We start from the raw sequence: 26,888 nt of genomic DNA, 5'->3' as shown, positions 1-26,888 counted from the left end.
TTGATGAAGGGCGTGGTTATGGCAAGGTCTGGTGTTTATCGTAAGCTTGCATATAGCGGAATTGTCGTCGCGATGTTTGCCGGCATGAATTCAAGCGCTTTTGCGGCAGCTTGCTTGGGTCCGGCAAATCTGACTTCCGTCGATGTCAGCGGATTTACGGCTAGCCCGGCCGTTCTGCTCGACATGTCCGATCCGTTGGTTTTGTCATCGCGTGTTCGCGCGCTGGTTGGAAGCAGCAATGATGCGCTGTCGCCAGTGATCGAGCAGGCCAAGAAGGCCAGTGCCGCACAGATGGCGGCTATCGGCTCCGGTCTCGGACGGGCCGCAAACAGCTGCCAGGTGACGGATCCGCAATTCAAACTGGCGATCGAAAAGGCTGTTGCCGAGGCGGCGAGTGCCGATCCGAACCTGGCGCCGCTGCTTGCAGCCTTTGCAAAGGTCCTTGCCGAAGGCGGGACCGCGGCGCTCGGCCCGGGTGCAAGTGCCGCCGCCGCCGCATCCGGCATCGGCAATGACGGGCAAGTTGGACAAACCGGGCCTGGAGCGGACGATGGTACGCCGTTCGACGGCGCTGCGACAACAGCGGGTACGCTGAAGGTTTCGAATGCCGGCGCAGATGATTCATCGTCGACTTCAACGACGACGATCCTCAGCACCGGAGCGGGAGGGCAGTCGTCTACCGATACGACGGAGTCGACGAGTCAGAGTGTCCCGGTCATATAATAGCTGGAATTGCCCTTAGATCTTAGCGCTTGACGCATTTGTTGGAGATCGAAATTGCTATCGCCAGATAAACTTACACCGCGTATTGACCCCTCCCGCGATACCGGAAATGATGCTGATTTCATCGATTTCGACAAGCTCATCGCAATCGCCCGCCGACAGTGGCGGATGGTTGCGGCGTGCGGTTTCGCCTTTGCCATTCTCGGCATTGTGTATGTGTTGACTTCGGTGCCTGTCTACACCGCCGACACCAGCGTGCTGATCGACCGCAGCGATAGTCAGGTGATCAATCAGCTGGCGGCTTTCGGCCAGATGGACGATGACGAAGGTACTGTCCTCAGTCAGGTCGAGCTTTTGAAGTCCGACACCATCGCCTATGCTGTTGTCGATAAACTGAAACTCGTCGACAATCCGGTGTTCACGGCACCGAAAAGCTCGCTTTTTTCTGTTTCAACGTTGAAATCCTTCGTGAATTTTCGGTCATGGTTTGCCGATGTCGCAGCCGTTGCACCCGATCCGGAAAGGAAACGGCGAAGCGCTGCGGAGACCGTCGCGGGCAACATCGACGTCGAACGCGTCGGTCGCTCCTATGTTCTCGATGTCAGCTATACCGCGCAGTCGCCCGATCTGGCGCGTGATATCGCGGCTGCGATCGCCGACGTCTATCTCGTCGACAAGCTCAATTCGAAATACGAGGCGACACGCCGGGCCGGCCAGTGGCTGCAGGAGCGTATCGAAGAGCTCCGGCAGCAGGCGTTGGACACCGACCTTGCGGTTCAGAAATTCCGCGGCGAGCATGGGCTTGTCGAGGCTGGATCCGGTACGCTTATCAGCGAGCAGCAGCTTTCCGAGATCAATACCCAATTGATCAATGCGCAGGCCGAGACAGCGAAGGCCGAGGCAAGATATGCGCGCGTCAAGTCGATCATCGACGCCAAGCAGACCGATGCGATCGTCACGGACGTGCTCGATAGCTCCATTTCCAACGACCTGCGCAAGAAGTATCTGGAGGCTTCCAAGCTCGAGACCGAAATCGAGGCGCGGCTCGGCCCCGATCACGTCCAGGCGGTTCGGCTTCGTGCGGAAATGGAAGAATATAAAAGGCTCATGTTCGATGAGTTGAACCGCATCGCCGAGAGCTACCAAAGCGAGCTGCAGGTCGCGAAATCGCGGGAAAACTCTTTGCGCGACAGTGTGACACAGGCGACGGGCGTTGCCGCAACGGCTGGCGAAACGCAGGTGCAGCTTCGTGAACTCGAGCGCACGCGCGATACCTATAAGAATCTCTATCAGAGCTTCCTGACACGCTACCAGGAAGCAATTCAACAGCAGAGCTTTCCGATTACCGCTGCCCGCATCATCACGACGGCGGAGACGCCGACGAAGCCGAGCGCTCCTAAGAGAGCTCTCGTCGTTGCTTTCGCGATGTTCGTGGGATGTGCATTTGGATGTGGTATTGCTGCATTCCGCGAATTCAGGGATCGGTTCTTCCGCACCGGCGATGATGTCCGGGACGTGCTCGATGTCGAGTCTCTCGGTGTCATGCCGCTGATTGAAAACAACGTCGACGATCCGACGCTTGTTGACCCCAGCAATCCACGAAGCATCGCCAGGGGCGGGAAGACGACGACCTATGTCGAGGAGCATCCGCTCTCGGCATTTGCCGAGACGCTTCGAAGCGCCAAGATTGCCATCGACCTCAGTGCTGCCGATCAGCGCTGCAAGGTCATTGGCGTCGTTTCGAGCTTGCCCGGCGAGGGGAAGTCGACGACATCCATCAATTTTGCCAAGCTCCTGGCAATGCAAGGTGCGCGTTGCCTGCTTATCGATGGCGACATGCGCAATCCCGGTGCCACCCGGGCGATCGGCCGCCATGCTGAGGCCGGCTTGCTCGAGGCAATCGTCGACAGCCGTCCGCTCAAGGATCTGATCCTCCTCGATCCAAAAACTAAGCTCGCATTTTTGCCGACGGTGGCACGCTATCGTGTTCCGCATTCGTCGGAGCTGCTTGCGTCACGCGGCATGGATCAGCTTCTTGAAACGGCGCGTCAAAGCTTTGACTATATTATTATCGACCTGCCACCCTTAGCGCCGGTTGTGGATGCACGCGCTATCAATTCAAAGCTTGATGCGGTGGTTTTCGTTATCGAGTGGGGAAAGACATCGCGCAAGGTCGTGCAGTCGACTCTGCTATCCGAGCCGGAACTCTATGCAAAATGCGTCGGTACTATCTTGACCAAGGTCGACCCGTCGCAGATGAAACTCTACCGGACATTCGGTTCGAGCGAATATTATTATAAGCGTTATTCGCGATACTATACCGAAAGCTGATGTTTCGCAGTCAATCCGTTTCGATTACCAGGATCGCTTTCATTATTGTCACGGTGGTCTTGGTGGTGCTGGCCGGTCGGGAGCTCTACGCTTCGATAAGGACGGCCAGCATCTCGATCGTCGCCGAAAGGATCGAGCGTGGCGAGACCGTTGCCGATGATGTCGTGGCCAAATATGCGTCGCGCAGTGTCGACGTGGTTGACGGACATTATTGCCGATCCGACATCGTGGCTGCTGGCGTAACCCTCGTTCTGGCGCAACTCGATCGGCAGAATGTCAATGTCAATTACGCCGGCTGGGCCGCTGCGGCCTCAAGTGCGCGCCAATATCTGCGGCATGCAATTTCGTGCATGCCGACGAACAGCAATTTTTGGCTTCGTCTTGCGGCCGTGCAGTCGACAATTGCGGAAGAGCCGGCCTCGATCGCGGGAATGATGAAGCGTTCGGTTGCGCTTGCGCCGTACGACCAGGTGATGATCCTGACGCGATTTTATTTCTGGAACGATTTCACCGATGCAACACTTGTCGTGGCGAAGAGCGCGCTCGATAGCGATCTCATGACCATGCTGAAACGGGGCGATCGTTGCAGGGTCAATGCCACGATAAGAGAGATCAGCCCACAGCTCCGCCCGATCTTCGATCGCAGCTGGACAAACGTCGGAGAAGCCGCGACGGCGCGCTTCCGACAGCGCTGCAGCAAGTAATCATCGAGGCTGGTTCTTATAGAAAGTTCCAAACTTTTGGCTGACAGGCTGAGCGGCTACGGCTCTTTCTCTTGGCCGAATTCGACTTGCACAAAACAACGCCCGCAGTCTGCGCGGCGGGCGTTGCTTTTTGATTGGCTATTGATGATCAGACTTCTGCGTCCGCGCCAGTGATGTTGAGTGTCAGAACGCCGGCGTCGGTGTGGCCTTCGCCGTCGGAGATCTTGTAGAACTGGATGGTCTCTGTGACCTGGTCCCCCGGAGCGATATCTGCTGTCAGATCATAGGTGAATGATCCATCCGCTTTTACATGGAACGTACCATACGTACCGGCGACGTCGGTTGTTGCGCTCGGGTCGCCGTTTACGGTCGTGGTGCCGAATAGGCGGAGGAAGAGGTGGCCATTGTCGCCGGCAATGTCGTTGTCCAGGGCGTTGCCGCTGATGGCGTCGCCTTCGGTGAAGCTGTAGTTGTCGTCGACAGCGATCGGCTTTACCTGGCTTACGCCCTGAATATTCAGGGTGAATAGGCCGACATCGGTGTTACCGGCACCATCAGAGATCTTGTACGAGACCTTCTCCTGGAGCAATTCACCATTGGTGAAGCCGACTTTGGCAGCGTCGCTCAGAACATAGGTATAGCTGCCGTCCGGCTTGACGAAGAAGGTGCCGTAATCGCCCTGGATCTCGGTGACCTGGCTGTTGCCTTGCTTGGAGCCAACGCCCTGCTGATCGAAGAAACGAAGGAACAAGTTCCCATCGGATGTATCGTTCGCCAGCAGATTTCCGGAAATAGCGTCGGTTTCCAGGAATGTTGCACTATCATCTGTTGCATGAATAGCCATTACTGTCTCTCCTCGAATTGTTCTTTGCTAGGTCAATTTTGACCTTTAGCGAGCTGGTCGATTAAGGATATCTTAATACAGAGAGTCAAGGGTGCAATTAACAGCAAGTGAACATTTTCGGGTGTATTGTACAATAATGACACACCTGTAGCACGCATAAGGCGATGAAACGCATGGTAATTATTGCGTTAATAATAAGTGAAAATACCAAATGGTAGATTCTGACTTCTGTTTCTTCGGAGGAGAAGAAATGTTTATTCAAGAGCAATTTATAAGAATACGCGGAGGTGCTTATGCGCAGATGAGATGTTGATATAATCACTACGGGCTACAGCTTGAAATCTCAGGCTTGCTTCGGTTCCCGCACCGGCGTCTGCTTTCGACGAAGTAACTGATGTCATGATTTTGTAACATTTGTTTATCAAGTAATGTTTCTCTCGAAGCGCAATTGACGTAAAATAATATGCGATGCGTGGACAATAATCTTCTTTACACTAGAGATATTGGGTAACATCGTAATAACTGTGCGACGCAATTTTTGTTGCACTGCAAAATATTCGATAAACGAAGATGTTTTATGGGAATCCTAAGAATTATCGCGAGATAGAACGCATTTTAGTGTTCCATTTTAGCAGGCAGAGAGGGGTCGGCGGGTAAAAGATTTTCCAGTATCTTTGGGAGATCACGGCGTGACCGTCTACTATGTAAATTCGGCAACAGGATCCAATCAGAACAGTGGAGTGAGCGAGCAGTCGGCTTTCGCGACACTTTCCGCTGTCGAATCCTTGAGGCTAAAGCCGGGAGACAGCGTGCTGCTTGCCGCCGGAAGCGTGTTTAACGAGCAATTCGACCTGAAATACTCCGGCACTGTCAGCTCTCCGATTACAATTGGCAGTTACGGCGTTGGCGATGCGCCGGTTATTCACAGTAGCAATGACGGCATCCACGGCTCGAAGGCTTCAAACATCATCGTGGAGAACATCAAGATTGCTGATACCGGCGGTGCGGCGATATATGCGGGAAATGTCTCCAACTGGACCGTCCGCAACGTCGAGGTCGAAAATACCGGACTTGCCGGCAAGCCCGGTTCCGTCAATTTCCAGAGCAGCCAGAACATTACCATCGAGAACAGCAAGATTTCCGGGGTAAATGGAGACGGCATCTGGATGGATAAAGTCATTGGCGTTACCATCGCTAATAATCTGGTCATCAACAGCCAGGGCGCTGCGGCAGACGCCGTTCAGTTGAACGACAGCAGCAATATCCTGATCAAGGGTAACCACCTAGAGCAGACGGAGACCAACAGCGCAAAAGGCGTCCTGGTGCTTGTTCGGGCTGTAAATGCAGCAGTCGAGGACAACACCGTGATCGGCGGCGGTTTCGGGATAGGTGCCAACGCGGGCACGAATATCGCCATCCACGACAACGACATCTCGGGATACGGCGGCTATAGTTGGTCCTACGGTATCGGCCTTGGCGATCAGGGCAATGCGACAAATTACGATATCAGTGGAAACTATATTCATGACGGCGTCTGGGGCGTGTCGATCAGCGCTGCAGGTTACCCAAGTTATGCACGCACCGATATCGATATTTATGGTAATGTCTTTGACGACCTGTCGTCCTCGGCGCTTAAGGTCGACAGGCCTGCATCAGGATCTTTCCATGAAAATATCATCGACAGCGCGGTGTCGACGTTGACGATGCCCGTCGCAATTGCCCTCCAGAGCACCTTCTTGATCAACGACAATAAGACCCTGGAGCAAGCGCAGGCCGAAGTCGACGCTGCGACTGGCAACACCCCGTCTAATAGTGAGACGCCTACCACGCCGGTTGTGGAGCCGCCTGTCGAACCGTCAACACCGCCGCAGACAAGCACTCCGGCGCCCGCGGACGAAGTGCAGGTTCCGACCGCACCCACCGTCGCCGTTCCCAGGATTGTCGCAGCCCATGACAGCCTGAAAATCTCCACGGATACGGGCAGCGCCTATCATGGCAACCTCCTCGAAAACGATAGCGCAATCAATGGAACCGTGCTGCTTCGTCGCTTCGGTGACAGTGCCGTGGATAAGCATGGCCTGACGCTGACCGGGAAATACGGCGTTATCCATGTGGAGAGCGATGGTGATTACACCTATACGGTCGATGCGGTGAAAATCGCCGGTCTCAGCGGAAAGGTCAGCGAATCCTTCCAATATAAGATTTCTGACGGCGCTTCTCACATCGATACCGACTCGCTCGGCGTGTATATTAATGTGGACGCGTTCCATAGCAGCCAAGCGTCGCACCTGCTGGTTTGAATCACGCCAAATTAGAGAGCGACGGCCCGCTGTTCAACACCTGAAAGCTTGATGATGAAGGGGTGTCGGTGGTCGAACGGGCGGATAAAAAAATAGTCCCGCCGTTCATAGGAAAAATGAACTATAGATTGAATTTATAGTTAACTCCCCAGTAAACGTCGCTAATATGCGCGCGACGCGTTCATTCCTCTGCGCCGTTGTTGGGCAATTTGCGATTTTCACTTGCTTAGGTTGGTATATTTAGCGTAGCGTCAAGTCAGAATCCCTGAAACCGCTCGTTATAAATAAGGATTTTTGGTCACTTTTTGGTTGGATTCATGTAATAGGTCGTGGGCTTGCAAGCGGGTCCGGCGCCGGTGTCGGGGGTCCAAGGCAGTCGTGTCATTGATCGGGCGTGATGGACCCGAAGCTGGAGTGTGGGCCGGCATATTTGCTTTCGTGCGATGCGGTAAGAGAGGGATTACTTCGTGTTTCAGAGTTCAGCAGCTGATGTCAGCGAGCCATCCAAAGCATTAAAGAAATGCAAGGGGGGGCTTGTTTTCATTGGAATAGCAAGCGCGCTTATCAACATCCTATACCTTACAAGTTCATTTTTTATGCTTGAGGTGTATGATCGGGTTATTCCCAGCAAAAGCATACCTTCTCTGGTTGTCCTGGCAATACTTGCGTTGATGCTTTATACGTTTCAAGGAGCGTTCGAGGTTCTGCGAAGCAGGATGCTTGTGCGTGTTGCCGGAGCGCTTGACGAGATGGTGAACGGGCGCGTGTTCCGCGCGCTGATCAAGGCTCCGTTGAAGGTCAAAATCGGCGGCGACGGGCTTCAGCCGTTGCGCGACTTCGACCAGATCAGAACCTTCCTGTCCGGCCAGGGCCCGACAGCGATGTTCGATCTACCATGGTTGCCGTTCTATATCGTGATCTGCTTCCTCTTTCATCCGGCGATCGGATATATCGCGATTGGTGGAGCGCTGGTTCTCGCCATCCTGACGTTCATGACTAATCAGGGAACGCGTACGCTCTCAAAAAAGCAATCTGACTCCGCCAATATGCGAAATGCCTTCGCGCAGACCTCGATCCGCAACTCCGAGGTCATACACGCCATGGGCATGGCAGGCACGATGGCCGAAATCTGGGACCGCAAGAACAGTGAATACCGGACGATCACCCGGCAGGCATCGGATATCGGCAATGGATATGCGACCTTGTCGAAGATTTTCCGTATTGCTTTGCAATCGGGAACGCTCGCGACCGGCGCAATCCTGGTCATTCAGGGGCAGGCCTCTTCGGGAATTATCATCGCCGGCTCGATATTGACCTCTCGCGCCTTGGCGCCTGTCGAAGCGGCGATCGGGAATTGGCGTGGTTTCGTTTCTGCTCAGCAGAGCTGGGCGCGGCTTTCGAGCCTGCTGAAAACCATTCCTGAGATTCCAGCCCCTCTTGCGCTCGCGGCTCCTACCAAGCAAGTCACTGTCGAAGGACTGGCGAGCGGGCCGCCGGCAGGTCAGCGCCTGGTCATTTCCGATGTCAGCTTCGGCTTACGGGCAGGGAGCGCGCTTGGGGTCATTGGTTACAGTGCCTCGGGTAAGTCGTCGTTGGCACGGGCGATGATGGGTATCTGGCCGACCGTCAGAGGATCTATTCGTCTGGATGGCGCAGCACTCGACCAGTGGGACGGCGACGCACTTGGCCGGCATATCGGTTATCTCCCGCAGGATGTAGAGCTTTTCTCGGGAACCGTTGCGCAGAATATCTGCCGTTTTGCGAAGGAAATGTCGCCTGAGAGGGTGGTTGCCGCGGCGAGGGCGGCGCGTGTTCACGATCTCATCCTTCGTCTGCCGAATGGTTACGAAACCGAAATCGGCGAAGGCGGTGCTGCGCTTTCGGCTGGCCAGAGACAGCGTATTGCGCTTGCAAGAGCGCTTTACGGCGAGCCATTCCTCGTCGTGCTCGACGAGCCAAACTCCAATCTCGATGAAGAAGGCGAGCGGGCGCTGAGTGCCGCGATCATGAGCGTGCGGGCGCGGGGCGGCATTGTGGTCGTCATCGCACATCGATCCGGCGTTCTGGCGGTCTGCGACTTCGTGCTGATGATGCAGGACGGCCGCATGATCGCGTTCGGTCCCAAAGAAGAAGTTCTGGCGAGAGTCAGCCGGCCGGAAGCGGCGCGCACGCCGATTGCCGAGCGCGTGGCTCAGCTTAAAGTCGTGGTCGACGGCATGAATGCGGCCGAATAGGCCAGAGGGAAGATTGTGAGTAAAGATATCAGTGAATCGAAACGCTCCCTCAATCGGCATGTTGCCGTTGTCGGTGTGCTGTCGATAGCCCTCGTTTGCGGCATTGGCGGTTGGGCGGCGACGACAGAGCTTTCGAGCGCCGTCATCGGCGAGGGCGTGATCGTCGTCGACGGCGATGTCAAGAAGGTCCAGCACCTGACAGGTGGTATCGTGTCGGAATTGATGGTTTCCGAAAACGACCATGTGACGGCAGGGCAGGTGCTGATACGGCTCGATGGGACGACGACGAGAGCGAATCTCTCGATTGTCGAAAGCACGCTCGCTCAGCTTTATGCGCGCCGCGCCCGTCTGAAGGCGGAACGAATCGGCGCAGATTCGTTCGAGGTCGAGGAAAACATCAGGGATCTGACATCCAGCACCTCCGCAGAGAAGCTTCTCGATGGCGAGCAGAAGTTGTTTGACAGTCGCAGGACGGCGCTTATCGGAATGAAGAGCCAGTTGGCATCGCGCAAGGACCAACTGGGCGAGCAGGTAAAGGGATTGGTCGTTCAGATCAATGCCACCAACGATGCCTTGGCTTTGATCGAACAGGAGCTTGAGGGCATTGATACGCTCTACAAGAAGGGGCTTGTCACGCTTCAGCGTCTGAATACGCTCAAGCGCGCCCGCGCCGATCTCCAGGGCAACAGCGGCCAGGAAATCGCAGCTAAGGCGGAGGCCGAGGGTAAGGCAATCGAGATCGATCGCCAGTCGATCCAGCTGGATGAGGATCGCCGTTCGGAGATTGCAAAAGACCTGACCGACGTCGAGGCGCAGATCGCCGAATATGAAGAACGCCGCGGAACCGCAGTCGATCAGCTGCACCGTCTCGACATTACCGCACCGTTGACTGGGCGAGTTCACGAACTTTCGGTTCACACCGTCAATGGTGTTATCGATCCCGGTCAGACGTTGATGCTCGTCGTTCCCGAAAATAACGAGCTTACGGTCCAGGCGAAAGTCGCCACCCGCGATATTGATCAGGTTCATGTCGGCCAGTCAGTCGATGTGCGTTTCAGCGCTTTCGATCAACGCACGACGCCTGATGTGGCCGGTGAGATTACCTCGATCGCGCCCGATATCGTCAAGGATGAGCGCACGGGCATCAGCTACTATCCCCTGCGCGTCAAGCCGAAAGCTGAAAGCATTGCCAAATTGAAGACGATAAAACTCTATCCCGGCATGCCGGCGGAGGTCTTCATCAAGATCGGCGATCGGACCGTGATATCCTATCTGACGAAGCCGCTGACCGATCAGATGCAGCACGTATTTCGCCAGGAGTGATTGGCGGCTGTTTCACGCCGTTAAGAGCTCCGACGTTTCAAAGCTGCCGTTGTCATCTACCAGGATGGGGATTGGACGGTTTCGCATTGCTCGAACAAGCATGCGCGGCCATTTCACGAAATTGTCTCAAGCCTGCTGCAAGGTCTCCTCATGATATGTTTGCAGTTTTGGCGAGCGGTGCCGATTGAGAGGCGACCGGTCTATGGACTGGTTCTGTTTCTGGCGTGTCTGTTGATGCTTTCGGCGGTCAGGAACGGTTATGCCGATCGTCCTGTGCCGCTGAAAATAGTGGCCATCGGAACATCCTTGACGGCGCGAGGGGGATGGCAGCCTGCCCTTGAGACGGAGCTTGCAGCCTGCTTGCAGAAGCCGGTGAAGGTCGAGAGCGTTGCAAAAAGCGGTGAAACGTCACTGTGGGCTCTGACCCAGATCGATCGCGTCGTTGCCGAGCAGCCGGATATCATCCTGATTGAGCTCTACGCCAATGATGCGACATTGCATCGGTTCGTGTCGCTTGCGCAAAGCCGAGAGAATATTGGCGACATCCTCGACCAACTCCGGCAGCGCCTTCCGCAAGCGCGGATCATCGTCATGGCCATGAATCCGTTTTCAGGATTGCGTGGGCTGATCCGTCCCTTTGTCGACAGTTATGTCTCCGCACATGAGGCGGAGGCGCAAAAACGTGGTCTGGAGTTTGTCGACCACCGGCCCAATTGGGAGCGCCTGACGCCGGATGATCTGGCCACCGCAATTCCTGATGGCGTGCATCCTCTGCCCGACATAGCCTCCAAAATCATTGCGCCTGAGCTTGTCAAACGTATCGCCGGCAACAATTGCGGAGAATGAAAATTCGCTCGTAAGCGTCAGAGGCTATGACGGCTCTCGGGGTCAGACTGCCGTAATATAGTTTTTCAGGTAGGTGACCAGTGAAGCCCGACCGGCTTCCGACGAATCTTCGTGAGATGGGCTATCCAGCTCTTCGAGCAGATAGTTCCGGAGATCGTCATCGGTGTGTGCGACATAGATGCCCGGCCGGCCCACGAGCTGGCTCACCGTGGCGAGCTGATGATCGTTTCGGTGCTCGCCGAGAGCCGCCTGTCGGGGAACGAGAATGATCGGCTTTCCAAAACGCTTGGCCGTAAGCACGGTGCCAATTCCCGCATGAGAGACGATGACACTTGCATCGCGAAAGACGTTATCAAAGTCTTTGGGCTCGATATTCTTGATCCATTTCATATTCTGTGGCGTGTAGGTGCCCTTGCCGATCTGCGCCAGAACCGGTTTCGACAGTTCGTTTGCGAAGGTGTCGACAGCCTTGACGAGGCGATCAAACGGCAGTTGCGTTCCGACGGTGACAAGGATCAAAGGACAGCTCCTGCGTAATGGGGGCCATCCGGCCTCGACAGATGTTGCCATTGCGTGAGCCAGAGCGTCGCAATATGGCCGGCCAGTTTACCCGATAGGGACAGCTTCTCGACATTGGCGACGCTATCGATCCAGATCGTCCGCTTGCCCGTCAATTTGCCGGCCAGCAGGCAAAAAAGCCCGGGTGCGGCACCGGTCGAGATGATGACGTCGGGCCTGTGCTTGATGACGATGGAGAAGGCGGTGAAAAAGCACCGGATCGACATGGTAATCGAGTCGCGGCTGCAATCGGGAAGGACTAGTCCGCCGCGAATGTCGTATTTTGCAAGCAGTCCCGGGATGGTCGTTGCAAAGACGATATCGCAGCCCTCAAATGCGCCGCGCATGGCCATCAGCTGTTCCCAGTGGCCGCCTCCTGACGAGGCAGCGAGAACCTTCAATTTTTTCTCAGTCATAAACAGGCATCTCCTATATTTGACCGATGGATAGGGGCGAAAACCGTTCTGTTCGAACAGCGATTGCGTCACGATAGTTCAGTGGAAGTGTACCATTTCTGGCCCGGTTGGTTGAAGCCATGAAGTTGATAAACCGGCAATTACGCATGATGTTTTCGTCTGAAACAGCATAACGGCCAAATCTCATCCGAGCGCGCCCGCGCAAATGATCAGTGAGCGGCATTGGGTTTGTACTCCTGATATGCATGTCCGAGAATCCCGTTAACCATGCCCGCGCCGCGCAGAACATGGGTGAGGGCACGCATGCCCCAATAGGGTGAAATCAGGATCGCCGGCAGCATGGCCAGCCCAAGCATGACTCTCGTGGCGCCATAGGCCGCTCGGTAGATCCGGGCCTTCAGGTTGCCGTGCAGGACCTCGCTGACTGCGAAGGTATTGCCGAGCCGGTATTGTCTTTGCAATACCCATTTCCAGGTCATCCGGCTGGCCGGAACGATATCATGGACAAGCGCCTTGTCAGCCCAGAAGACCTGCATGCCACGGCGGATGGCTTGGTTGAAGAAAAGGTAATCCGTGCCCCCGGTGAAGCGCATCTTCTCTTCAAAACGCAGATTCCATGAACGAATCAGGGGATAGTCGAACATGACGTTGTTCGATGCCGCATAAGAAATGCGTTGACCGTCCTTGTTCTTTTTGCGCTCGAACACCCTTGCCTTGATGAAATATTCCGGCGGGTTTTCCGGATAGACCGGTTGGACGGGGCCATAGACGCAATTGGCGCGGTTTTTCTCCCGTGTCTCCAGCATCGCATCCAGCCAGCCGTCGACGGGCCATTCGTCATCGTCGAGAAAGCAGAAGAGGTCAGTGCCTGGAGGTGCCGAGTCCAGTGCGCGATTGCGTGCAAAGGGTATGCCTTGGTTTTGTTCAATGACGTAGATCAGGTCGTAGGCACCTGTTTGGCCAAAGCTCTCTACCGTGGTCCTCGCGCTGCCGGCCGCGTCATTATCCACGATCACCATGGTGAGATGATAGGGGCGAGCCGGGTGCCTGACCTGGCGCGTCATGACGTCAAGCAGCTTGGCGATCCCGTCGAGGCGCCGATAGGTCAGCACACCGACGGCAATCTTCAGCGGTGCGGCGCCTCCTTCTGTGCCGACGGATGAATGTGGAAAAGTCTCTTGCTGATTCATGACTGTCCTCTCCGCAGCATATTTCCCAAACGCTTGCGCGCCGCCATCAAGGCCACTTCGGTCGCGGCAGCATCGCCGAACGGACCGCCGGCCACCGTGTTGCGAGCTTCGCTCGGGAGCTTCAGAAGCGATGTCGTTTCGGCAATTCCGCCGGCCACGAGGCTCTTGCCGAGTGCCTGGAGGCCGTCATAGCGGCGTGCCAGTTCCAATCCTGTCGCGATCATGATCCGCGGGCGCAGTGTTTTTGCCCTGCTTGTGCCCGTATAGCGGTTCGAGGCATGAATGCGTTGAAAGGTCAGCGGTGTTTCGACGATGGCGCCGCGACCCAGATAGGCGGCTGCAAACTTGATGTAATTGTCGCTGAGGACGACGTCTGTCGCGACGGACATTGGCAGTATCTGGGACAGCAGATTGCGGCGGAAGCTCAAGCCCGATGTCGGAACCGGAAGCGAGGGAAAGCCGCCCCTGCGAAGCGTATCCCGCTTGTCGAACAGCGTCACCTGCAGCTCCGCGGGAGGCTGGTCGTCTTCATTGGTCGTCACGCGGTCGAAGCACCAGTCGATCTCGTTGCGATCGTAGATCTCGGCGATGCGCGCGAGTTTGCCGGGCAAAAACGCATCATCGGCATCGAGGAGAAAGAGGATATCGCCGCTTGCGGCCGCAAAACCCGCATTGAAGCTCGATGCCTGGCCACCATTTTCCTTCAATACGGTCAGGATCCGCTCGCCATAGGAAGCAAGAATCTCTTGGGAACCATCGGTGGAGCCATCGTCGACCACGATCACTTCGAAGTCGGGATAGACCTGCGACAGAACACTGTCGATGCATGGGCGCAAATACTGGCCGTAATTGAAATTGTTGATAAGCACCGATATTTTCAATGCACGACCTCCTGCGCTAGTCGACCAGAATGATTTACCGCCGGTGCGTATCGGCGAAGTCCGGCGCGGTAGCCACGCATGTAATAGTACTTCCAGATGGCCCAGAACCGCTTCTTTGATCGCGGCAACGGATAAAGGAGGGCTGCCCGAACCGCCCAGTTGGCGCTCTCGATCCAGGTTCTTAAGGGGATTCCCCCGATCCTGACACCTTTTGGAATGTCCTCGGCGAAGAGCGCTGGCATTCCATAGCCAAGACGTTCCCCACGCTTCTGTACCCAAGCCTCGGTCACGCTAGAGGCTGGAATCCAATGATGAACAATGGCCTCGGCGCACCGATAGGTTTTCACGCCGCTTCGGGATAGGCGGCTGACGATTTCCGTATCCTCTCCCATTGCGAAAAGACCTCCTGGAAGCGGCCCGATATCTTCGCGGAATCGAATATTGCTGCCAAGCAATTCGCGACGCACGGTCGTGTTCGGACCCCAAATTTTTGTTGGGTCGCATGGGCCACTGGATTCCTGGTCGGCTATGGCGAAGGTTGATCCCATGGGAATCCAGTCCAACAGCGGATCCCCATGGGGATAATGCTCCCAATTTGGAAGAATTCGGCCGCCGATAACGCCGAAATTCGGGTTTGCCTCCGCGCATGCAGCGATCGAACTCAACCAGTTCGCATCTGCCTCGACGTCGTCGTCCGTAAAAACGATCAGCGCTCCTCGAGCGATCGCCAGAGCTGCGTTCATAGCGCCTGATTTGCCTGGGCGGGTATGATTAACAACAACAATTGGAAGCTTCTTTGCATATTGATCGAGAAGCTCCTGTGTTTCGTCTTTACTGGCGTTGTTGACGGTAATCAGTTCCCATTGTTCGACTGGAAGGTTTTGCCCCAACATCGAATCCAGCATCTGTCGAAGCCGTCTGCTGGCGCCGTTGAAGGACGAAAAGATGACACTAATTCTCGGATCCGTCATCAAACCCACTCGCCTCCTGACGTGCGAAAATCCTGCCCGCTGCCTCCGCAGTTGGAGCACTTCCTGTCGATGCCGCGGTTTAGTACTTTCGTCATTTGGCACCGACCTGAGAGTAGATCGTTTTATTCATCGTAGATCGCTGCTTGAGAAATTGCCGCAGGATCCCCTGTCTCACCGACTGCGCCCAGAGCAATTTGAAGCGAACGCCGCTTGGCGGAAATCTCTTGACGACAACGCTGGCCGGCACCATCAGAAGCCATCTCAAGGCGCTAGCGATGGGCAGACCGCCAATTTTCGTTTTGCTGTCGAAGAGGTCCGGCCGAACGATAACCAAGCCCATGCCATAACGCTCGCCGCGCCGCAAAACCCAGCCTTCGTTCACATAGCCCTTCCTGACAATGTGCCGAACCCCGGGACGTCGCGAGTGAAAAGCCTTGGCTCCATTCTTCTCCAACCTGAGAGCGAAAGCAGTATCCTCGCCCATGGGGAACTGAGCGACAGTGGCATCCGGGCCGAGGCCGTCGTGAACGATATAACCGGATCCTAAAATGGAACGACGGAAGGCCGAATTCGGCCCAGATATCAATGCCGCTGAAATCGGCCCCTCGCGTAAACCGTCATTTAGCGCATAAAGAATCCCCAGATGCCCGTATTTGATGAGCCACGATGCCGGCCTTTCCTCCCATTCGGGCGTTATTAGGCCGCCGAATATGGCAAACCGTGGCTGCTGATCCGCCAAGGTGAGAAACTGCTCGATCCAATCCGGCGCGGGAATGACGTCGTCATCGGTTAAAATGACGAGTTCGCCCTCCAGATGGCGGAAGCCCGAAGTCAATGCGTGTTGTTTGCCTTGTTTTAGCTCAAAATAAACTTCCAGTGGAAGCCGCGCCTTAAAGGAATTCAAGACTGATGCAGTGTTGTCGCTGCTGTTGTTGTCGACTGCGACGATTTTCCATTCTTCCTTCGGTAGGGTCGAAGCGCATAGTGCGTCAAGCATCGTTGGCAGGGTTTTCTCGCCGTTATAAGTTGAGAACAGTATTGTGACCTTGACTTTGCTCATTTGATGCTCCGGACCTCATTTTGGTCTGATCGCTCCCCAGTGCGGATTGGGTCACGCCTTACCGATGACTTGGCCTGCCATAGAACGCTGTCGCTGCGTGGCCGCATACTGCCATAAATTGCTGATGGGCACCGTAGATTTTAAATTACTGCCTCCTCGGCAATGAATTACTGTGTCATCGTCTGAGAAACGTATCGGCGAATTCCGGCGCGATAGCCGCGCATGTAGTAATATTTCCAGATCGCCCAGAAACGTTTCTTCGATCGCGGCAAGAGATAAAGCATTGCTGCCCGGAAGGCCCATTGTGCGCTTTCGATCCAGGTCGGAAGCGGAACTCCGCTTAACCTCACCCCTCCAGGCACCTCGTCGGGAAAGAGCGCCGGCATGCCGTAGCCAAGCCGCTCGCCTCTTTTCTGTACCCAATCCTCCGTCACGCTCGATGCCGGAATCCAATGATGGACCACGGCCTCGGCGCATCGATAGGACTTGGCGCCATTGGCGGCCAGGCGAATGATGATTTCCGCATCTTCACCCATAGCAAAAATCTTTCCGGGAAGAGGACCGATATCTTCGCGGTAGCGCACGCTTGTTCCGAGCAGCTCTCGCCGGACGATCGTATTCGGGCCCCAGACTTTCGTCGGGTCACACGGTCCGCTTTGGGTGTCATCGACTATCGCAAAGGTGGATCCCATCGGAATCCATTCGATAAACCTGTCTTTTGGTTCTTTCTCCCATTCAGGGACGATTCTGCCGCCGAAGACGCCATAACTCGGATGGGCTGCGGCGCAGTCGACGATCGCTTTCAGCCAGTTCGGTTCGGCACGAACATCGTCGTCCGTAAAGACGACGAGATCCCCCTTCACCCGATCCAGGGCCATATTCAGCGCGCCGGACTTTCCCGGCTTGCGCTGCTGCAGGATGGTGATGGGAAGCTTGTCGCTATAGGTTTCCAAAAGATCAAACGTGCCGTCATTGCTATTGTTGTCGACGGCTATCAGTTCCCACCGATCATGGGGAAGCTCCTGGCGCACCAAGGAATCCAAAGTATGGCGCAGCCGGCGGCTGGCGCCATTGTAGGATGAAAAGAGCACGCTGACCAATAGATCCGACATCAGTTAACAACCCTCTTGGTGAAGTCGAAAGAGAAGAGCTTCATATTTTGACCGCCTGTGCGATGTTCGAGTGGGATCGACGCTTACGCGGGGTTCGATCGCGTCTTACCGAAAAACTCGCGCCTGTGACCCTCGCCGAGTATCCTCAGCCTACGAAGATTGCGCAACCACCGCCGCGGTTTGGTGAGTACGCCGCGGTTCAGGAAATACTGTCGCAGCAGGCTCGGTGCCTGACTATGCGATCCGCCGTGGGCGACCCGATAGACCGCCCCGCGAAAGGGAAGCTTCGTGAGCGGCGCTCCCCGTTGCGCAAGAATATCCGCTATGCGGACATGGCTGCCCAGCATCGACTTGATCCAATCGAGCGAAGCATCCTCAAAGCGTTCCGGCAGTTCGTAGAGATCGGCACGAATGATCAATGAGGTACCGCAGAGATGGCTGAAGTCGTCATGGCCAAACAGGAAGTTGCCGCCATCGTCCCAGATATAACCATGGTCGATTGTCCATCCGTTGGCGTCCCGATTTTCGGACACGTGTTGAACGATTCGCGAACTGACGAAATCGTCGTCATCGACAATCATGAAGAAGCGACTGTCGGTGGCGTTCAACATGCCGCTCAGAACGCGACGGCCTTTGTCTGCCCGGAAGGCATCAAGGAAGTCTTCCTTGCTGCCCTTTCCAAGCTCATGCAGGTCGTTCGGCGGAAAGGTGACACGCACGGCGGAGAATTTTTCCGGCAGGTCAGGCAGATCGGCGCCTTCGTTTGCCACGATGATGCCGCGCCAGTCCCCATTGGTCTGGTTGGAAATGGAAGCCACGGTCTGTGTCAGATTTGCCTTCAGCCTGCTCCAGTCGCGGGCATTGTCCTGATGTCGGACCGGGATAATGAAGGTGACAAGTGTCATCGGATTACCTCCTGATCCTGCAAGCGCGCAGCGTCTCTGTCATCCGCGCGCTCCTTGCCCGGCCTGGTGACGCGCCCACTCGATTCCATCTTCAAGCGATGTTGCCTTGTATGAAAGGTCGGTCCCGCCGGAGAAGGCATTCATGAAGCGGCGGATCTTTCCGTAGCTGTTGTCCAATACGGCATGCGGCCGGCCAAGCAGCAGTGAGCAGATATGGACATGCAGGCGATCGGTAACGATGGCGCGAGCGCGTGAAATCTGGCTGATGCCGCGCTCGAAGCGGTTGTGCGCTGCGGCGTCCAGCTTGCGCAATGCCACTTCGCTCGGCTTCAGTGCCAGGAAAGCCGAAGCTGCCCCCAACTTCTTGGCGATATCAACCTTGCGTTTCGACTCGGTGATCCAATCTTCCACGGGAATATCGGAAGGGATCTTGCGATCGGTGCCGCCAACCCGTTCCGCATCCTCTCGCAGCATGGCGAGGACGGAAATTTGCGTTGCCCTGTCCGGCAGCGGCCCGATGGCGAAGGCCATGTCGGGGCATAGCCGGACCGTGCAGTCGAAGTGCTTCTCGGAAAATTCCTTCGATTCTTCATCGCGCACGAGCAGGACGAAATTCTTATGACGCGCGATTGCGCGTGCGGATTGCTCGATGCGCTCAGGTGAACTGTAGTGGATAGACTGCGGGAACTGGACGATCTGCCGATCCGGGAAACGCTCCATGATGGCTTCGCGGAAATCCTGATGGGAAACCCAGATGTCGCCGAAATTGCCGCCGCCATGAATGAAAATCGGACCGGTCGGCACGCGCTTTTTCAGCTCATCTGCGGAGAAGTCCGCCGTTCTCGAAACATAGTCCGGGCGTTTGCCGAAGCGATCCTTCAGATAGGCCATTTCGCCCAGCCAGATTGCGGAGTCGCCGCAATTGCGGATGTCGGGGAAATCAAGGATTGCAAGCGGTTCATCGCGTGAGACATAGTCTTTCAGGCAATCATGGATCATACCATTAAGTTTTGCGATCAGCTCCGTTCTGGATTGGCTGGTCATTCTGCCTCTCTTGTTGATGTTCGTTTTAGCTTTTAGGCCGACTTGGGTATGGCCATACGTTTGGCTTTTGACAGGAACTTGACAAAGATACGCTGAACTTCGGTTTCCGGGCCATTTGGCTTCTTCATAGCGAGCCAAAGGACAAAGCTGGAACCGACATAGAGAATACCGCCGGTGATGACCAGTATGGCCAGATGGAGAGCCAAGCCCAGCTTATCGGTCGGCATGTTCAGGACATGCGACAGTCCCCAGACGCCGGCGGCCATCAATGCGACGCTGGCAAGTGCGCGGAAGTTGGCCCCGAGTTGCTGGAAGAACGGCAGGCCGATCAATCGCTTGACGAGAAGCATATTGACCGCGGTAGAAATCAAACCCGTCAACACACGCGCATAGACGACGCCTGGAAGTCCGGCAATTATCAGGCCGACGATGATGATGGGAACGCGGACCACCAGCATCTGGGCGTCGCGGATGAACAGCAACTTGGTATGACCCTTTGCCATGCCCAACGGCTGGACGAGTGAACCGAGCGTCTGCAGAGCAAAGACCGATGCGAGCGCCTGGACGATAAAGATGGCGGGAATCCATTTCTCTCCCAAGGCGAGCCGCATCATCGGATCAGCCACGACCGCCATGCCGATTCCAGCCGGAAGCGCTACTGCAGCCAAAAGCGCCTGCGCACGCTGATAGGCTGCGATTAGCCGGACCGGGTCGTTGCGTACTCTGGAAAAGCCCGGATAAATCGTCTGGTTCAACGGTGCCGTGGCCTCACGGGTCGGCAGCGTCGAAAGGGTGTTGCCAACGGTATAGTGGCCTAGCTGCGTGGCGCCCAACATCTTGCCGATCAGCAGATACTCGATCCGCCAGTTCAGCGTGTTGACGATCTGTCCTGCCGTCAGCCAAAGCGAGAACGAAAACAATTCCCGCGCATGCCGGAAGGTTATGCGCGGCCAGAACGGCAAGACGGTATAGGAAACGATGATATTGGTAATCTGATAGGCGAGGGTGCCGAGAACAAGAGCCCAATAGCTCTGGTAGATCGCAGCGATTGCCACCGTCACGACGAAGCCGACCAGCTTTTGCGATACGTTGAGAACGAATTCCTGCCAGAAGATCAGATCACGCTGGAGCATGACGCGACGTGGATTGGCCAGGCCGCTCAGGAGCAAGCTGAAACTCAAAGCCAGCATGACGCTTGTCAGCCGGGGCTCGTTATAAAATTCGGCAATTGGAAAGGCACTGGCGGCAAACAGCAAAGCCAGGATCGCGCTTCTTGTCACGCTCAGCGTCCAAACCGCGCTGAAATGAACCTCGCTCGGGTCCTCGTGGCGGATGAGCGCCTGATTGAGCGAGAGTTCGGTGACGGAACTCAGAATGATCTGGATCGTCGTTGCAATGGCAACGAGACCGAAATCGGACGGTGCGAGGTACCAGGCGAGAACGAAGGTGCTGAGCGCCGAAAGCCCGTTGACGATGGCGCGGGACAGGCTCAACCACATGCTGCCCTGGATCAGCCGGTCGGTAACACTGCTCATGGTCGAACGGCTCCGCACGTCATGGACATTGACCGTTGAAGCGGGCTGAGCGCCCATCCAAAGTATTTCTCTCCATTGCGGGAAGAGAGGGTGTTGATGAAGTTAGAAGGGATCATGCCTTATCGCCTCGTCACGAATCGGGTTTGCCTGGTCACAGGACGCTTGCCGTTTTCTTGGAAAAATCCTGCTTCAGCCGATCCAGTTCCAGCAGCATTCTGTTGTGCGCATTTACCATGGACTCGTCGGAACTCAGTTGTCCCGGCTTCTCTGCTACCCGCTGCAGCGTCTTGACCGTCGACCCGAAGACATAATTGCCGGTGAGCTGCCGGATGCGGCGGTGGCGGAACGTTATGTTCTTCAAAAGATAGGTGTTGTTCCGTACCAGTGATGCGCCTGCTTCGACGACGTTTGACGGGCCAATCGGGTCGAAGTCGATCTCCAGATCAAGTGCACTTGCCCAATCGTACCACTTGGCTCGGTTCCCCGGCGCGATCGGTCGAATCGCCCGCCAGGGAACGCGCAGCGCGTCTGAGATAATGCAGCCATGCATCGCCTCGGAGACCACTTTATGCGATGCGCTGATTTCAGTCAGAACCTTTTCCACCGGCCAGCGCGGATCGATATAGTGAATGCCTGCGAGTTCGCAAACCTTATCCCAACTGCCGTACATGGCGCTTTCGTAGTGCGGCATGAAGGAGACCGGGTAACGCTTTTCGATGCTTTTCGCATCCCAGCAGCTGCGCGTGAGGATGCCCGAATCGCCGATGGCGTAGCTCGGATCGATGCCGAGGACCTCGGCGGTCTTCTTTCCGCGCACGAAATAGAACGTCCAGTTGCCGTCGACTTTCGGCGGGTTGGTGTAGCCGCCGTAACCCGAGCCGAAGACGATCTTCTGCATGTTCGGGTCGAAATTGTCGTAGAGGATCGAGCCGATGCCGAGAAAGAGCTGGCTTTCGTCCTCATCGAAGAAGCCGGGCAGCAGACGCTCCCAGAGCCAATGGTTCAGTTCGTCGCCAAAATTCTCGTGTTTCCCCCGGTAGGCAAACATCTTCATCGTGCTTCTCCAGTCGGCAAGTGCGTCACGATCTGCGAGACCGTCTCGTCTTCGCGTGCCATGCGTCCGTAACGCGAAATGATCTTGATGTCGCTGCGGATTATCTTTGCCGGATTTCCCGCCACGAGCGAGCGCGGCGGCACGTTCTTGGTCACCACCGAGCCCGAGCCGATGACACATTCGTCGCCGATCTCGACGCCGGGCAGAATGATGCTGCGGGCGCCGATGAAGCAGCGCTTGCCGATCCTCGTGTGGAGGTAGAGCCCGCGTGTGAGATCGTGGGTGAGAATCGCAGCCTCAAAGGCGACGTAAGTTTCCGCGCCGATATGCAATCCCTTCGGGTTGGTCTTGTCGAAACGAACGCTCAAGGAAAAGCTTGCCGTCGGATCGATGTCCATTCCCCAGAATTTCGTATAGTAGAGCCATTTGGCCGTCACAATGCTGTTCCGCAGCGGCCGAAATACATTCAGTCCCCACTTCGGCTTTTTTCCTGTCTGCACCATCAAGTCCGACCCCGGCTGGAAAATTCGTCTAGCACGGAACTGTAATAGTCCTCGAGCATCCCCGTTTGGCGACGTAAGTCGAAACGCTCGGCCACCAGAAGCGGTGCCCGTGCGCTAAAGGCTGTCCACAGAGCCTGGTCGTTGAGCAGCCTTCCGACCGCCTCCGCCATTCCCGCGACATCCCGCTCCTCCACGAGATAACCAGTTTTCCCCTCTTCGATCGCTTCGCCCACGCCTCCCGAGCGAAATGCGACGACCGGAGTACCGACGGCTTCCGCCTCTAGATTGGCGAGGCCGAAAGCTTCGGCGTGACCATTGTCGAGGGTCACGCTTCCATGAAGATAAAGCTCCGCACTGGCGAGCAGGTCTCTTATCTCAGTCTGCGACAGATTTTCATGGATCGTGACGCTTGGCAAGGAACGACGCGCCAGTGCTTCGATTTCCTCCTTCAACGGGCCCTGGCCAACCATGACGAATTCGACCGGGGTGCCGGCGGCGGCCACCCGTGAAAGCGCATCGATCATGAAACGATGGCCCTTGTAGTCGACGAAGCGGGCAATTGAAACCACGAGCCCTTTTTTTCGCGGACGAGGCTCCATTTTGAAGAGATCGAGATCGATGCCGATATGATGGCGATAGACGCGTTCGGCACGAAAGCCGAGCGCCAGCAGCCGGTCGCGGATGAAATCGGAAACGGCGATGTTCCAGCTGTTCCAGCCGGCCATCTCGCTCCGGCCCTTGGCGAAGAAACGCACCTGATTGAAGCCGCCCGGCTTTTTCGGATCACCGCGATAGGTGGCATCGAAGCCGTGGAACGTCGTGACCAGCGGCTTGCCGGCGGCGCGCGCCAATGGGCCGATGACATACCCGTTCTTGCCAAAATGGGCATGAACGAGATCGGCTTTTCCGATCGCGGGAAAGAGGAAGGGGAGACCGATCTGCGGGATTTTCAGAAGCAGTTCACCGGCCCGTGCAACGGGCGACCGACGGATGTCATGAACCGGAACAGTGGATTTTTTTGTATGGGCCGAAGAAATTCGCGAGCCAGCAAGAATTTCAGCTTCGAAAGAACGAAACGCTACCGCCTGGTTGAGAACAAATGCCTGGCTGGCAGGCAAAAATTTTTCCACATAAATAACGGCTTTTTTCATGAATCTGTTTGCGTCTCCGTTGTCTTGCGCATCACATCGCCTCTATTGCCCGCCGGATCCCATCAACCGCACTTCTCGGCGCATTGTTTTCGTCGTAAAGATTAACGCGCTTCGTGCAAGCCGCAGCGGGATCGGTCGCTTTCTCATCGGGCTCGCCGTATTTTTCCGACATGCCCCATACCGTCACGCCTTTCAAGTCACCATGTTCGGCGGCGACAGTGATCACCTCGCTGAAAATATCGGCGTAGGATGCCGGCGTGAAGGCTTTGTCGCGGTTCAGGAAGTGACAGGACGCATCCAATTCGGTGATGAAAACGCCGACACCCATGTCCTTCAGCGCCGCGCAGAAGCGCCCCATTCCTTCCGGATCGATCCGGTCGAGGCCGGGGCGGAAATGCGCCTGCAGGCCCACTGCACTGATCGGCGTTTTTTTGGCGACGAGATCCTCGACGATTTTCAGGATGCGCGCGCGCTTCTGTTCGAACACGTCGGATTTTTTCTCCAGATGCGTTTCGTTGAGCACCAGCGTCGCGCCGGGATTGGCCTGGTGCGCCATGTCGAAACTCATACGGATATAATCGTCGCCAAGAAGGCGTCGGAAAACACAATCCCGCAGATCCGGTGCATCATACTCCAACGGTTCGTTTACCACATCCCATGCATCGATCGAGTTCTTATAGCGAGTGACAATCTGTTTTATATGACGGTTCATCGTCGCCTGAATGGTCTTTGCGTCGGTGATATCAGACACCCAGCCCGGGACGCGATACCAGATCAGCGTATGGCCATAAACCCTCATGTTGTTTTTGCGCGCAAATGCAACCATACGGTCGGCGCTGCCGAAGCTGAAAACACCCGGTCTCTTTTCCGTCGCACTCCACTTCAGTTCGTTTCGCGGCGTTATTGAATTGACGTTGTCGATGTAGATCTCGGCAGCGATTGGATCTTTGATGTTTTGCAAATCGATTGCCGATCCGAATCGGAACGACCTCCTGTCGGCAAGGACGCGCAGGCCTGCAGCGGCAGGCACCTGTGCCAGGGCCTGGCCCGTACGGACATACAACAAAGCGAGCGGAACCGAGGCGAGGAAACGTCTTCTATTCATTCTATCTCTCACTGTTAGCTTTTTTCATGTCCGTGGTGGAATTTGAAAGGCCGGGCCCGTCGGCACCGACCCATCACGAGATTCGCGTTCAATTCAGCAGAGTAATACAACCTCAAATATACTTTCCCGGCAGGGGATATTATTGGTGTCTGCTAGACTTTTCAGAATAACCCAAGATATAAACCGCTCGGGGAGGGCGCGCGCGATGGAAGATTGGTCCAGCTATCTGATGAGCTATTTTCATATGGCATTTCAAAATGCCGTTTTTTTTATGGCGACCATTCGAAACGGTCTCTCTGCTCTCGATGACTGGCAGTTCGCGGTCCTTATTCTCGGCATCATCGGCATCATTTCCCTCCCGTTCGCAGCGCTGGTCAGAATGTCGTGGCGGTTGCGCCGATCGGAAATCGTCATTCGCTCGCTGAACGAAGAGCTTGCGCAAGTCACGCAGGACCTCAATGTCGAGCGTGTCTGGCGTCTGGCGGGTGGGGACAGCACCGAACGGCCGAGTGCGGACAGTTTGAAAGAGCTCTACAAGATAATGGCCAGACATCACGACGATGCGCGTCACATGGCGTGATCAGTCCGTGCATGGGATGAAGCCGAGGACCTAATGCCGATGTTCCTGACTTTCAGCCGGCGCTTCGGTATGGGGAGTCTCGGAGACTGATTCCGGTTGCGCGCTGTCGATCTCGACTGCGGGGTCCGGCAACGGCAGCCATCTTCTGCCGGAAAAATAATTTCTTGTACTTTTCTGAGGTCCTGAAGTTGCATCCAGCGAGAGCGTGAAGTTGTAATTCCCGGGATTGAGCACCTCGCGGGTGAAGCCGATACTGGCTCCGAAGCCGTCTTCCTTGATGTCCTTCAGATTCTTGATCGCGTTCAGGGTCTCGTGAAAATCGAGCCATTGCGGTTGCCGCAGCATGATTTCGAAAATTCGCAGAATGGCGGGATCGAGCTGGCCATTTTCATCGGTCTCGGGATTGATGATTTTCACGCGCATATTGTTGATCGTGCCGGCGGCGTCGCCGCGAACGATGACGAAGATGGAGCTCGGGAGCTGATCCTTCTCCCGCTTGCCGCTCTGCTCGAAAAAGCATTCAAATGTATCGGCGTTGAAACTCGCCGCCGCCCAATCGCTGGTTTCGATGCCGGCATTGCGCAGCGCCGCACACATTGCGGCGCCGGATATCCGCCATGTTCGCAGGAAAGTCGAGGCGGTCTGTACCACCGGCGGTTCGATGACATGCAATGGAAGCATGAAGGTGGCCGGTGGTGTGGGGCGGGGAAGGGCTTTGGGGGGAGGCGGACTGACCTCCTGGGGAAAGAAATCGAAGCCAAAATAGTGGCTAACCGTCTTTAAGTGTTTCATGTTGTTGGAAAGCAGGACCGTTCCCATGACCAGCGAGAGGGAAATCGTCAGCAGCAACCAGAAGATCACGGGAACCCGCGGTTTCCCCACCGGCTGTTTTGCATATGCGGACGACGAATTATCGGGCAAGCTTGTCTTCTCCGGCGCGCGAGAAGGGGTTTCGATCGGGCTGTCTAAATCCAGCAGTATACATTTATCCGTTAAATATCTTTGGCTTCTTGTCGGCAATTGGGCACCTTTGTGCCTCGTCATTGGGCATATCAAGTTCTGGTCGAAAAACACGCCGAGCACGCTGCTGCTGGATGCCGGCTTCGACAATGTTCGTTTTGAGTATGTCGGAAGAATTCCCGTTTTCGCCAAGTCGATGATCGCCGTTGCGCAAAAACCTCTCAGAGAGGTGTTGGAGCGGCCGTGATTTCGGATAGCATTCGTCGGCTGCGAAGTGCGCGATAGAGAGCGCGGGTGCACCCGCGCCAAATGGTGCTGCTGCGATAATCCACAGGTTGTTTTTACTGTGTGCGCTGCTGAAAAAAATCCTCACGAAATATTTACTTTTAGTTGCATTCTTGCTTAAACTCTCCATTATACAGTCGGGCGTGCTGATCAAGCGGGAGACTTATTCACATGAAGGCTAAATCGCCGAATTCGATTGACGTCTATGTTGGCAACCGCGTGCGCGTTCGGCGAAAGACGCTCGGGATGACCCAGAACGGCTTGGCCGAACTT

Annotated in this window: 24 protein-coding genes and 2 pseudogenes; 10 read left to right on the top strand and 16 right to left on the bottom strand. The window is 55.8% G+C overall.

Translation table 11 applies throughout. The features are described from left to right. Positions 1 to 18: 18 nt before the first annotated feature. Genes FY112_RS19020 through FY112_RS19010 form a run of 3 tightly spaced genes read left to right on the top strand, consistent with a single transcriptional unit; the run spans position 19 to position 3,758 of the window. On the top strand, positions 19 to 723 hold the full coding sequence (locus FY112_RS19020) for a hypothetical protein (RefSeq protein WP_043294748.1): 705 nt from the start codon (positions 19 to 21) through the stop codon (positions 721 to 723). 54 nt (positions 724 to 777) lie between these two features. Then, positions 778 to 3,054: a polysaccharide biosynthesis tyrosine autokinase gene (locus tag FY112_RS19015; protein ID WP_151519046.1), complete on the top strand. Its 2,277-nt coding sequence runs from the start codon at positions 778 to 780 to the stop codon at positions 3,052 to 3,054. Then, positions 3,054 to 3,758, top strand: coding sequence for a hypothetical protein (locus FY112_RS19010; protein ID WP_017961668.1), 705 nt, complete (start codon positions 3,054 to 3,056; stop codon positions 3,756 to 3,758). The genes FY112_RS19015 and FY112_RS19010 overlap by 1 nt, the downstream gene beginning before the upstream one ends. Before the next feature lie 148 nt (positions 3,759 to 3,906). Here FY112_RS19010 and FY112_RS19005 read toward each other — a convergent pair whose 3' ends face one another. Beyond that, positions 3,907 to 4,602, bottom strand: a complete 696-nt coding sequence (locus FY112_RS19005) for an Ig-like domain-containing protein (RefSeq protein WP_017961667.1) — start codon at positions 4,600 to 4,602, stop codon at positions 3,907 to 3,909. A 689-nt stretch (positions 4,603 to 5,291) separates the two neighbouring features. Here FY112_RS19005 and FY112_RS19000 point away from each other — a divergent pair. From FY112_RS19000 to FY112_RS18985, 4 genes are all read left to right on the top strand, one after another. Then, positions 5,292 to 6,902: a right-handed parallel beta-helix repeat-containing protein gene (locus FY112_RS19000; RefSeq protein WP_246700709.1), complete on the top strand. Its 1,611-nt coding sequence runs from the start codon at positions 5,292 to 5,294 to the stop codon at positions 6,900 to 6,902. 467 nt (positions 6,903 to 7,369) lie between these two features. Then, positions 7,370 to 9,136, top strand: a complete 1,767-nt coding sequence (locus tag FY112_RS18995) for a type I secretion system permease/ATPase (RefSeq protein ID WP_017961665.1) — start codon at positions 7,370 to 7,372, stop codon at positions 9,134 to 9,136. A 15-nt stretch (positions 9,137 to 9,151) separates the two neighbouring features. Beyond that, positions 9,152 to 10,459 carry an HlyD family type I secretion periplasmic adaptor subunit gene (locus FY112_RS18990; RefSeq protein ID WP_017961664.1) on the top strand — a complete coding sequence of 436 codons (1,308 nt, stop codon included), beginning with the start codon at positions 9,152 to 9,154 and terminating at the stop codon, positions 10,457 to 10,459. A 150-nt stretch (positions 10,460 to 10,609) separates the two neighbouring features. Next, complete coding sequence (locus tag FY112_RS18985; RefSeq protein ID WP_017961663.1) at positions 10,610 to 11,305, top strand: SGNH/GDSL hydrolase family protein; 696 nt, start codon at positions 10,610 to 10,612, stop codon at positions 11,303 to 11,305. Between the two features lie 42 nt (positions 11,306 to 11,347). Here FY112_RS18985 and FY112_RS18980 read toward each other — a convergent pair whose 3' ends face one another. The 14 genes from FY112_RS18980 to FY112_RS18915 all read right to left on the bottom strand — a co-directional run bounded on the left by FY112_RS18980 (position 11,348) and on the right by FY112_RS18915 (position 24,790). Then, a complete protein-coding gene (locus FY112_RS18980; protein WP_017961662.1) occupies positions 11,348 to 11,824 on the bottom strand; it encodes a glycosyltransferase in 477 nt (158 codons plus the stop codon). Next, complete coding sequence (locus FY112_RS18975) at positions 11,821 to 12,279, bottom strand: glucuronosyltransferase (protein WP_011653119.1); 459 nt, start codon at positions 12,277 to 12,279, stop codon at positions 11,821 to 11,823. The genes FY112_RS18980 and FY112_RS18975 overlap by 4 nt, the downstream gene beginning before the upstream one ends. 209 nt (positions 12,280 to 12,488) lie before the next feature. Next, positions 12,489 to 13,469, bottom strand: coding sequence for a glycosyltransferase family A protein (locus FY112_RS18970; protein ID WP_151519044.1), 981 nt, complete (start codon positions 13,467 to 13,469; stop codon positions 12,489 to 12,491). Continuing rightward, on the bottom strand, positions 13,466 to 14,350 hold the full coding sequence (locus FY112_RS18965; RefSeq protein WP_017961660.1) for a glycosyltransferase family 2 protein: 885 nt from the start codon (positions 14,348 to 14,350) through the stop codon (positions 13,466 to 13,468). The genes FY112_RS18970 and FY112_RS18965 overlap by 4 nt, the downstream gene beginning before the upstream one ends. Next, positions 14,347 to 15,321 carry a glycosyltransferase family 2 protein gene (locus FY112_RS18960; protein ID WP_094087592.1) on the bottom strand — a complete coding sequence of 325 codons (975 nt, stop codon included), beginning with the start codon at positions 15,319 to 15,321 and terminating at the stop codon, positions 14,347 to 14,349. The genes FY112_RS18965 and FY112_RS18960 overlap by 4 nt, the downstream gene beginning before the upstream one ends. A 91-nt stretch (positions 15,322 to 15,412) precedes the next feature. Beyond that, positions 15,413 to 16,381, bottom strand: a complete 969-nt coding sequence (locus tag FY112_RS18955; RefSeq protein WP_151519043.1) for a glycosyltransferase — start codon at positions 16,379 to 16,381, stop codon at positions 15,413 to 15,415. A gap of 167 nt (positions 16,382 to 16,548) precedes the next feature. Then, positions 16,549 to 17,493 carry a glycosyltransferase gene (locus tag FY112_RS18950; RefSeq protein ID WP_017961657.1) on the bottom strand — a complete coding sequence of 315 codons (945 nt, stop codon included), beginning with the start codon at positions 17,491 to 17,493 and terminating at the stop codon, positions 16,549 to 16,551. An 83-nt stretch (positions 17,494 to 17,576) separates the two neighbouring features. After that, complete coding sequence (locus FY112_RS18945; RefSeq protein ID WP_017961656.1) at positions 17,577 to 18,398, bottom strand: hypothetical protein; 822 nt, start codon at positions 18,396 to 18,398, stop codon at positions 17,577 to 17,579. Positions 18,399 to 18,437: 39 nt separating this feature from the next. Continuing rightward, a complete protein-coding gene (locus tag FY112_RS18940; protein ID WP_003561855.1) occupies positions 18,438 to 19,442 on the bottom strand; it encodes a polysaccharide pyruvyl transferase family protein in 1,005 nt (334 codons plus the stop codon). Positions 19,443 to 19,474: 32 nt separating this feature from the next. Next, positions 19,475 to 20,977, bottom strand: coding sequence for a lipopolysaccharide biosynthesis protein (locus tag FY112_RS18935; protein WP_026158820.1), 1,503 nt, complete (start codon positions 20,975 to 20,977; stop codon positions 19,475 to 19,477). Between the two features lie 151 nt (positions 20,978 to 21,128). Then, on the bottom strand, positions 21,129 to 22,031 hold the full coding sequence (gene pssM / locus FY112_RS18930) for an exopolysaccharide glucosyl ketal-pyruvate-transferase (RefSeq protein ID WP_011653111.1): 903 nt from the start codon (positions 22,029 to 22,031) through the stop codon (positions 21,129 to 21,131). Further along, on the bottom strand, positions 22,028 to 22,534 hold the full coding sequence (locus FY112_RS18925) for an acyltransferase (RefSeq protein WP_003542119.1): 507 nt from the start codon (positions 22,532 to 22,534) through the stop codon (positions 22,028 to 22,030). The genes pssM and FY112_RS18925 overlap by 4 nt, the downstream gene beginning before the upstream one ends. Beyond that, positions 22,534 to 23,685, bottom strand: a complete 1,152-nt coding sequence (locus FY112_RS18920) for a glycosyltransferase (protein WP_003542111.1) — start codon at positions 23,683 to 23,685, stop codon at positions 22,534 to 22,536. The genes FY112_RS18925 and FY112_RS18920 overlap by 1 nt, the downstream gene beginning before the upstream one ends. A 31-nt stretch (positions 23,686 to 23,716) precedes the next feature. Continuing rightward, positions 23,717 to 24,790 carry an endo-1,4-beta-xylanase gene (locus FY112_RS18915; RefSeq protein WP_151519042.1) on the bottom strand — a complete coding sequence of 358 codons (1,074 nt, stop codon included), beginning with the start codon at positions 24,788 to 24,790 and terminating at the stop codon, positions 23,717 to 23,719. A gap of 205 nt (positions 24,791 to 24,995) precedes the next feature. Between FY112_RS18915 and FY112_RS18910 the strand changes: the two genes are divergently transcribed. Continuing rightward, complete coding sequence (locus FY112_RS18910; protein WP_043294569.1) at positions 24,996 to 25,370, top strand: hypothetical protein; 375 nt, start codon at positions 24,996 to 24,998, stop codon at positions 25,368 to 25,370. Between the two features lie 30 nt (positions 25,371 to 25,400). Here FY112_RS18910 and FY112_RS18905 read toward each other — a convergent pair whose 3' ends face one another. Continuing rightward, on the bottom strand, positions 25,401 to 26,291 hold the full coding sequence (locus FY112_RS18905; protein ID WP_151519041.1) for a DUF6030 family protein: 891 nt from the start codon (positions 26,289 to 26,291) through the stop codon (positions 25,401 to 25,403). A 124-nt stretch (positions 26,292 to 26,415) separates the two neighbouring features. Between FY112_RS18905 and FY112_RS37915 the strand changes: the two are divergent. Together FY112_RS37915 and FY112_RS18900 are read left to right on the top strand one after the other, a co-directional pair. After that, positions 26,416 to 26,615: pseudogene (locus FY112_RS37915) on the top strand (hypothetical protein); the annotation flags it as partial. A gap of 171 nt (positions 26,616 to 26,786) precedes the next feature. Next, positions 26,787 to 26,888: pseudogene (locus FY112_RS18900) on the top strand (transcriptional regulator); the annotation flags it as partial.

Source organism: Rhizobium sp. PEPV16 (genome assembly GCF_008919455.1).
In the GTDB taxonomy this organism is placed as follows: Bacteria; Pseudomonadota; Alphaproteobacteria; order Rhizobiales; family Rhizobiaceae; genus Rhizobium; species Rhizobium leguminosarum_Q.
The sequence above is the reverse complement of the archived record's forward strand: the minus strand, read 5'-3'. Positions and strand labels throughout refer to the sequence as shown.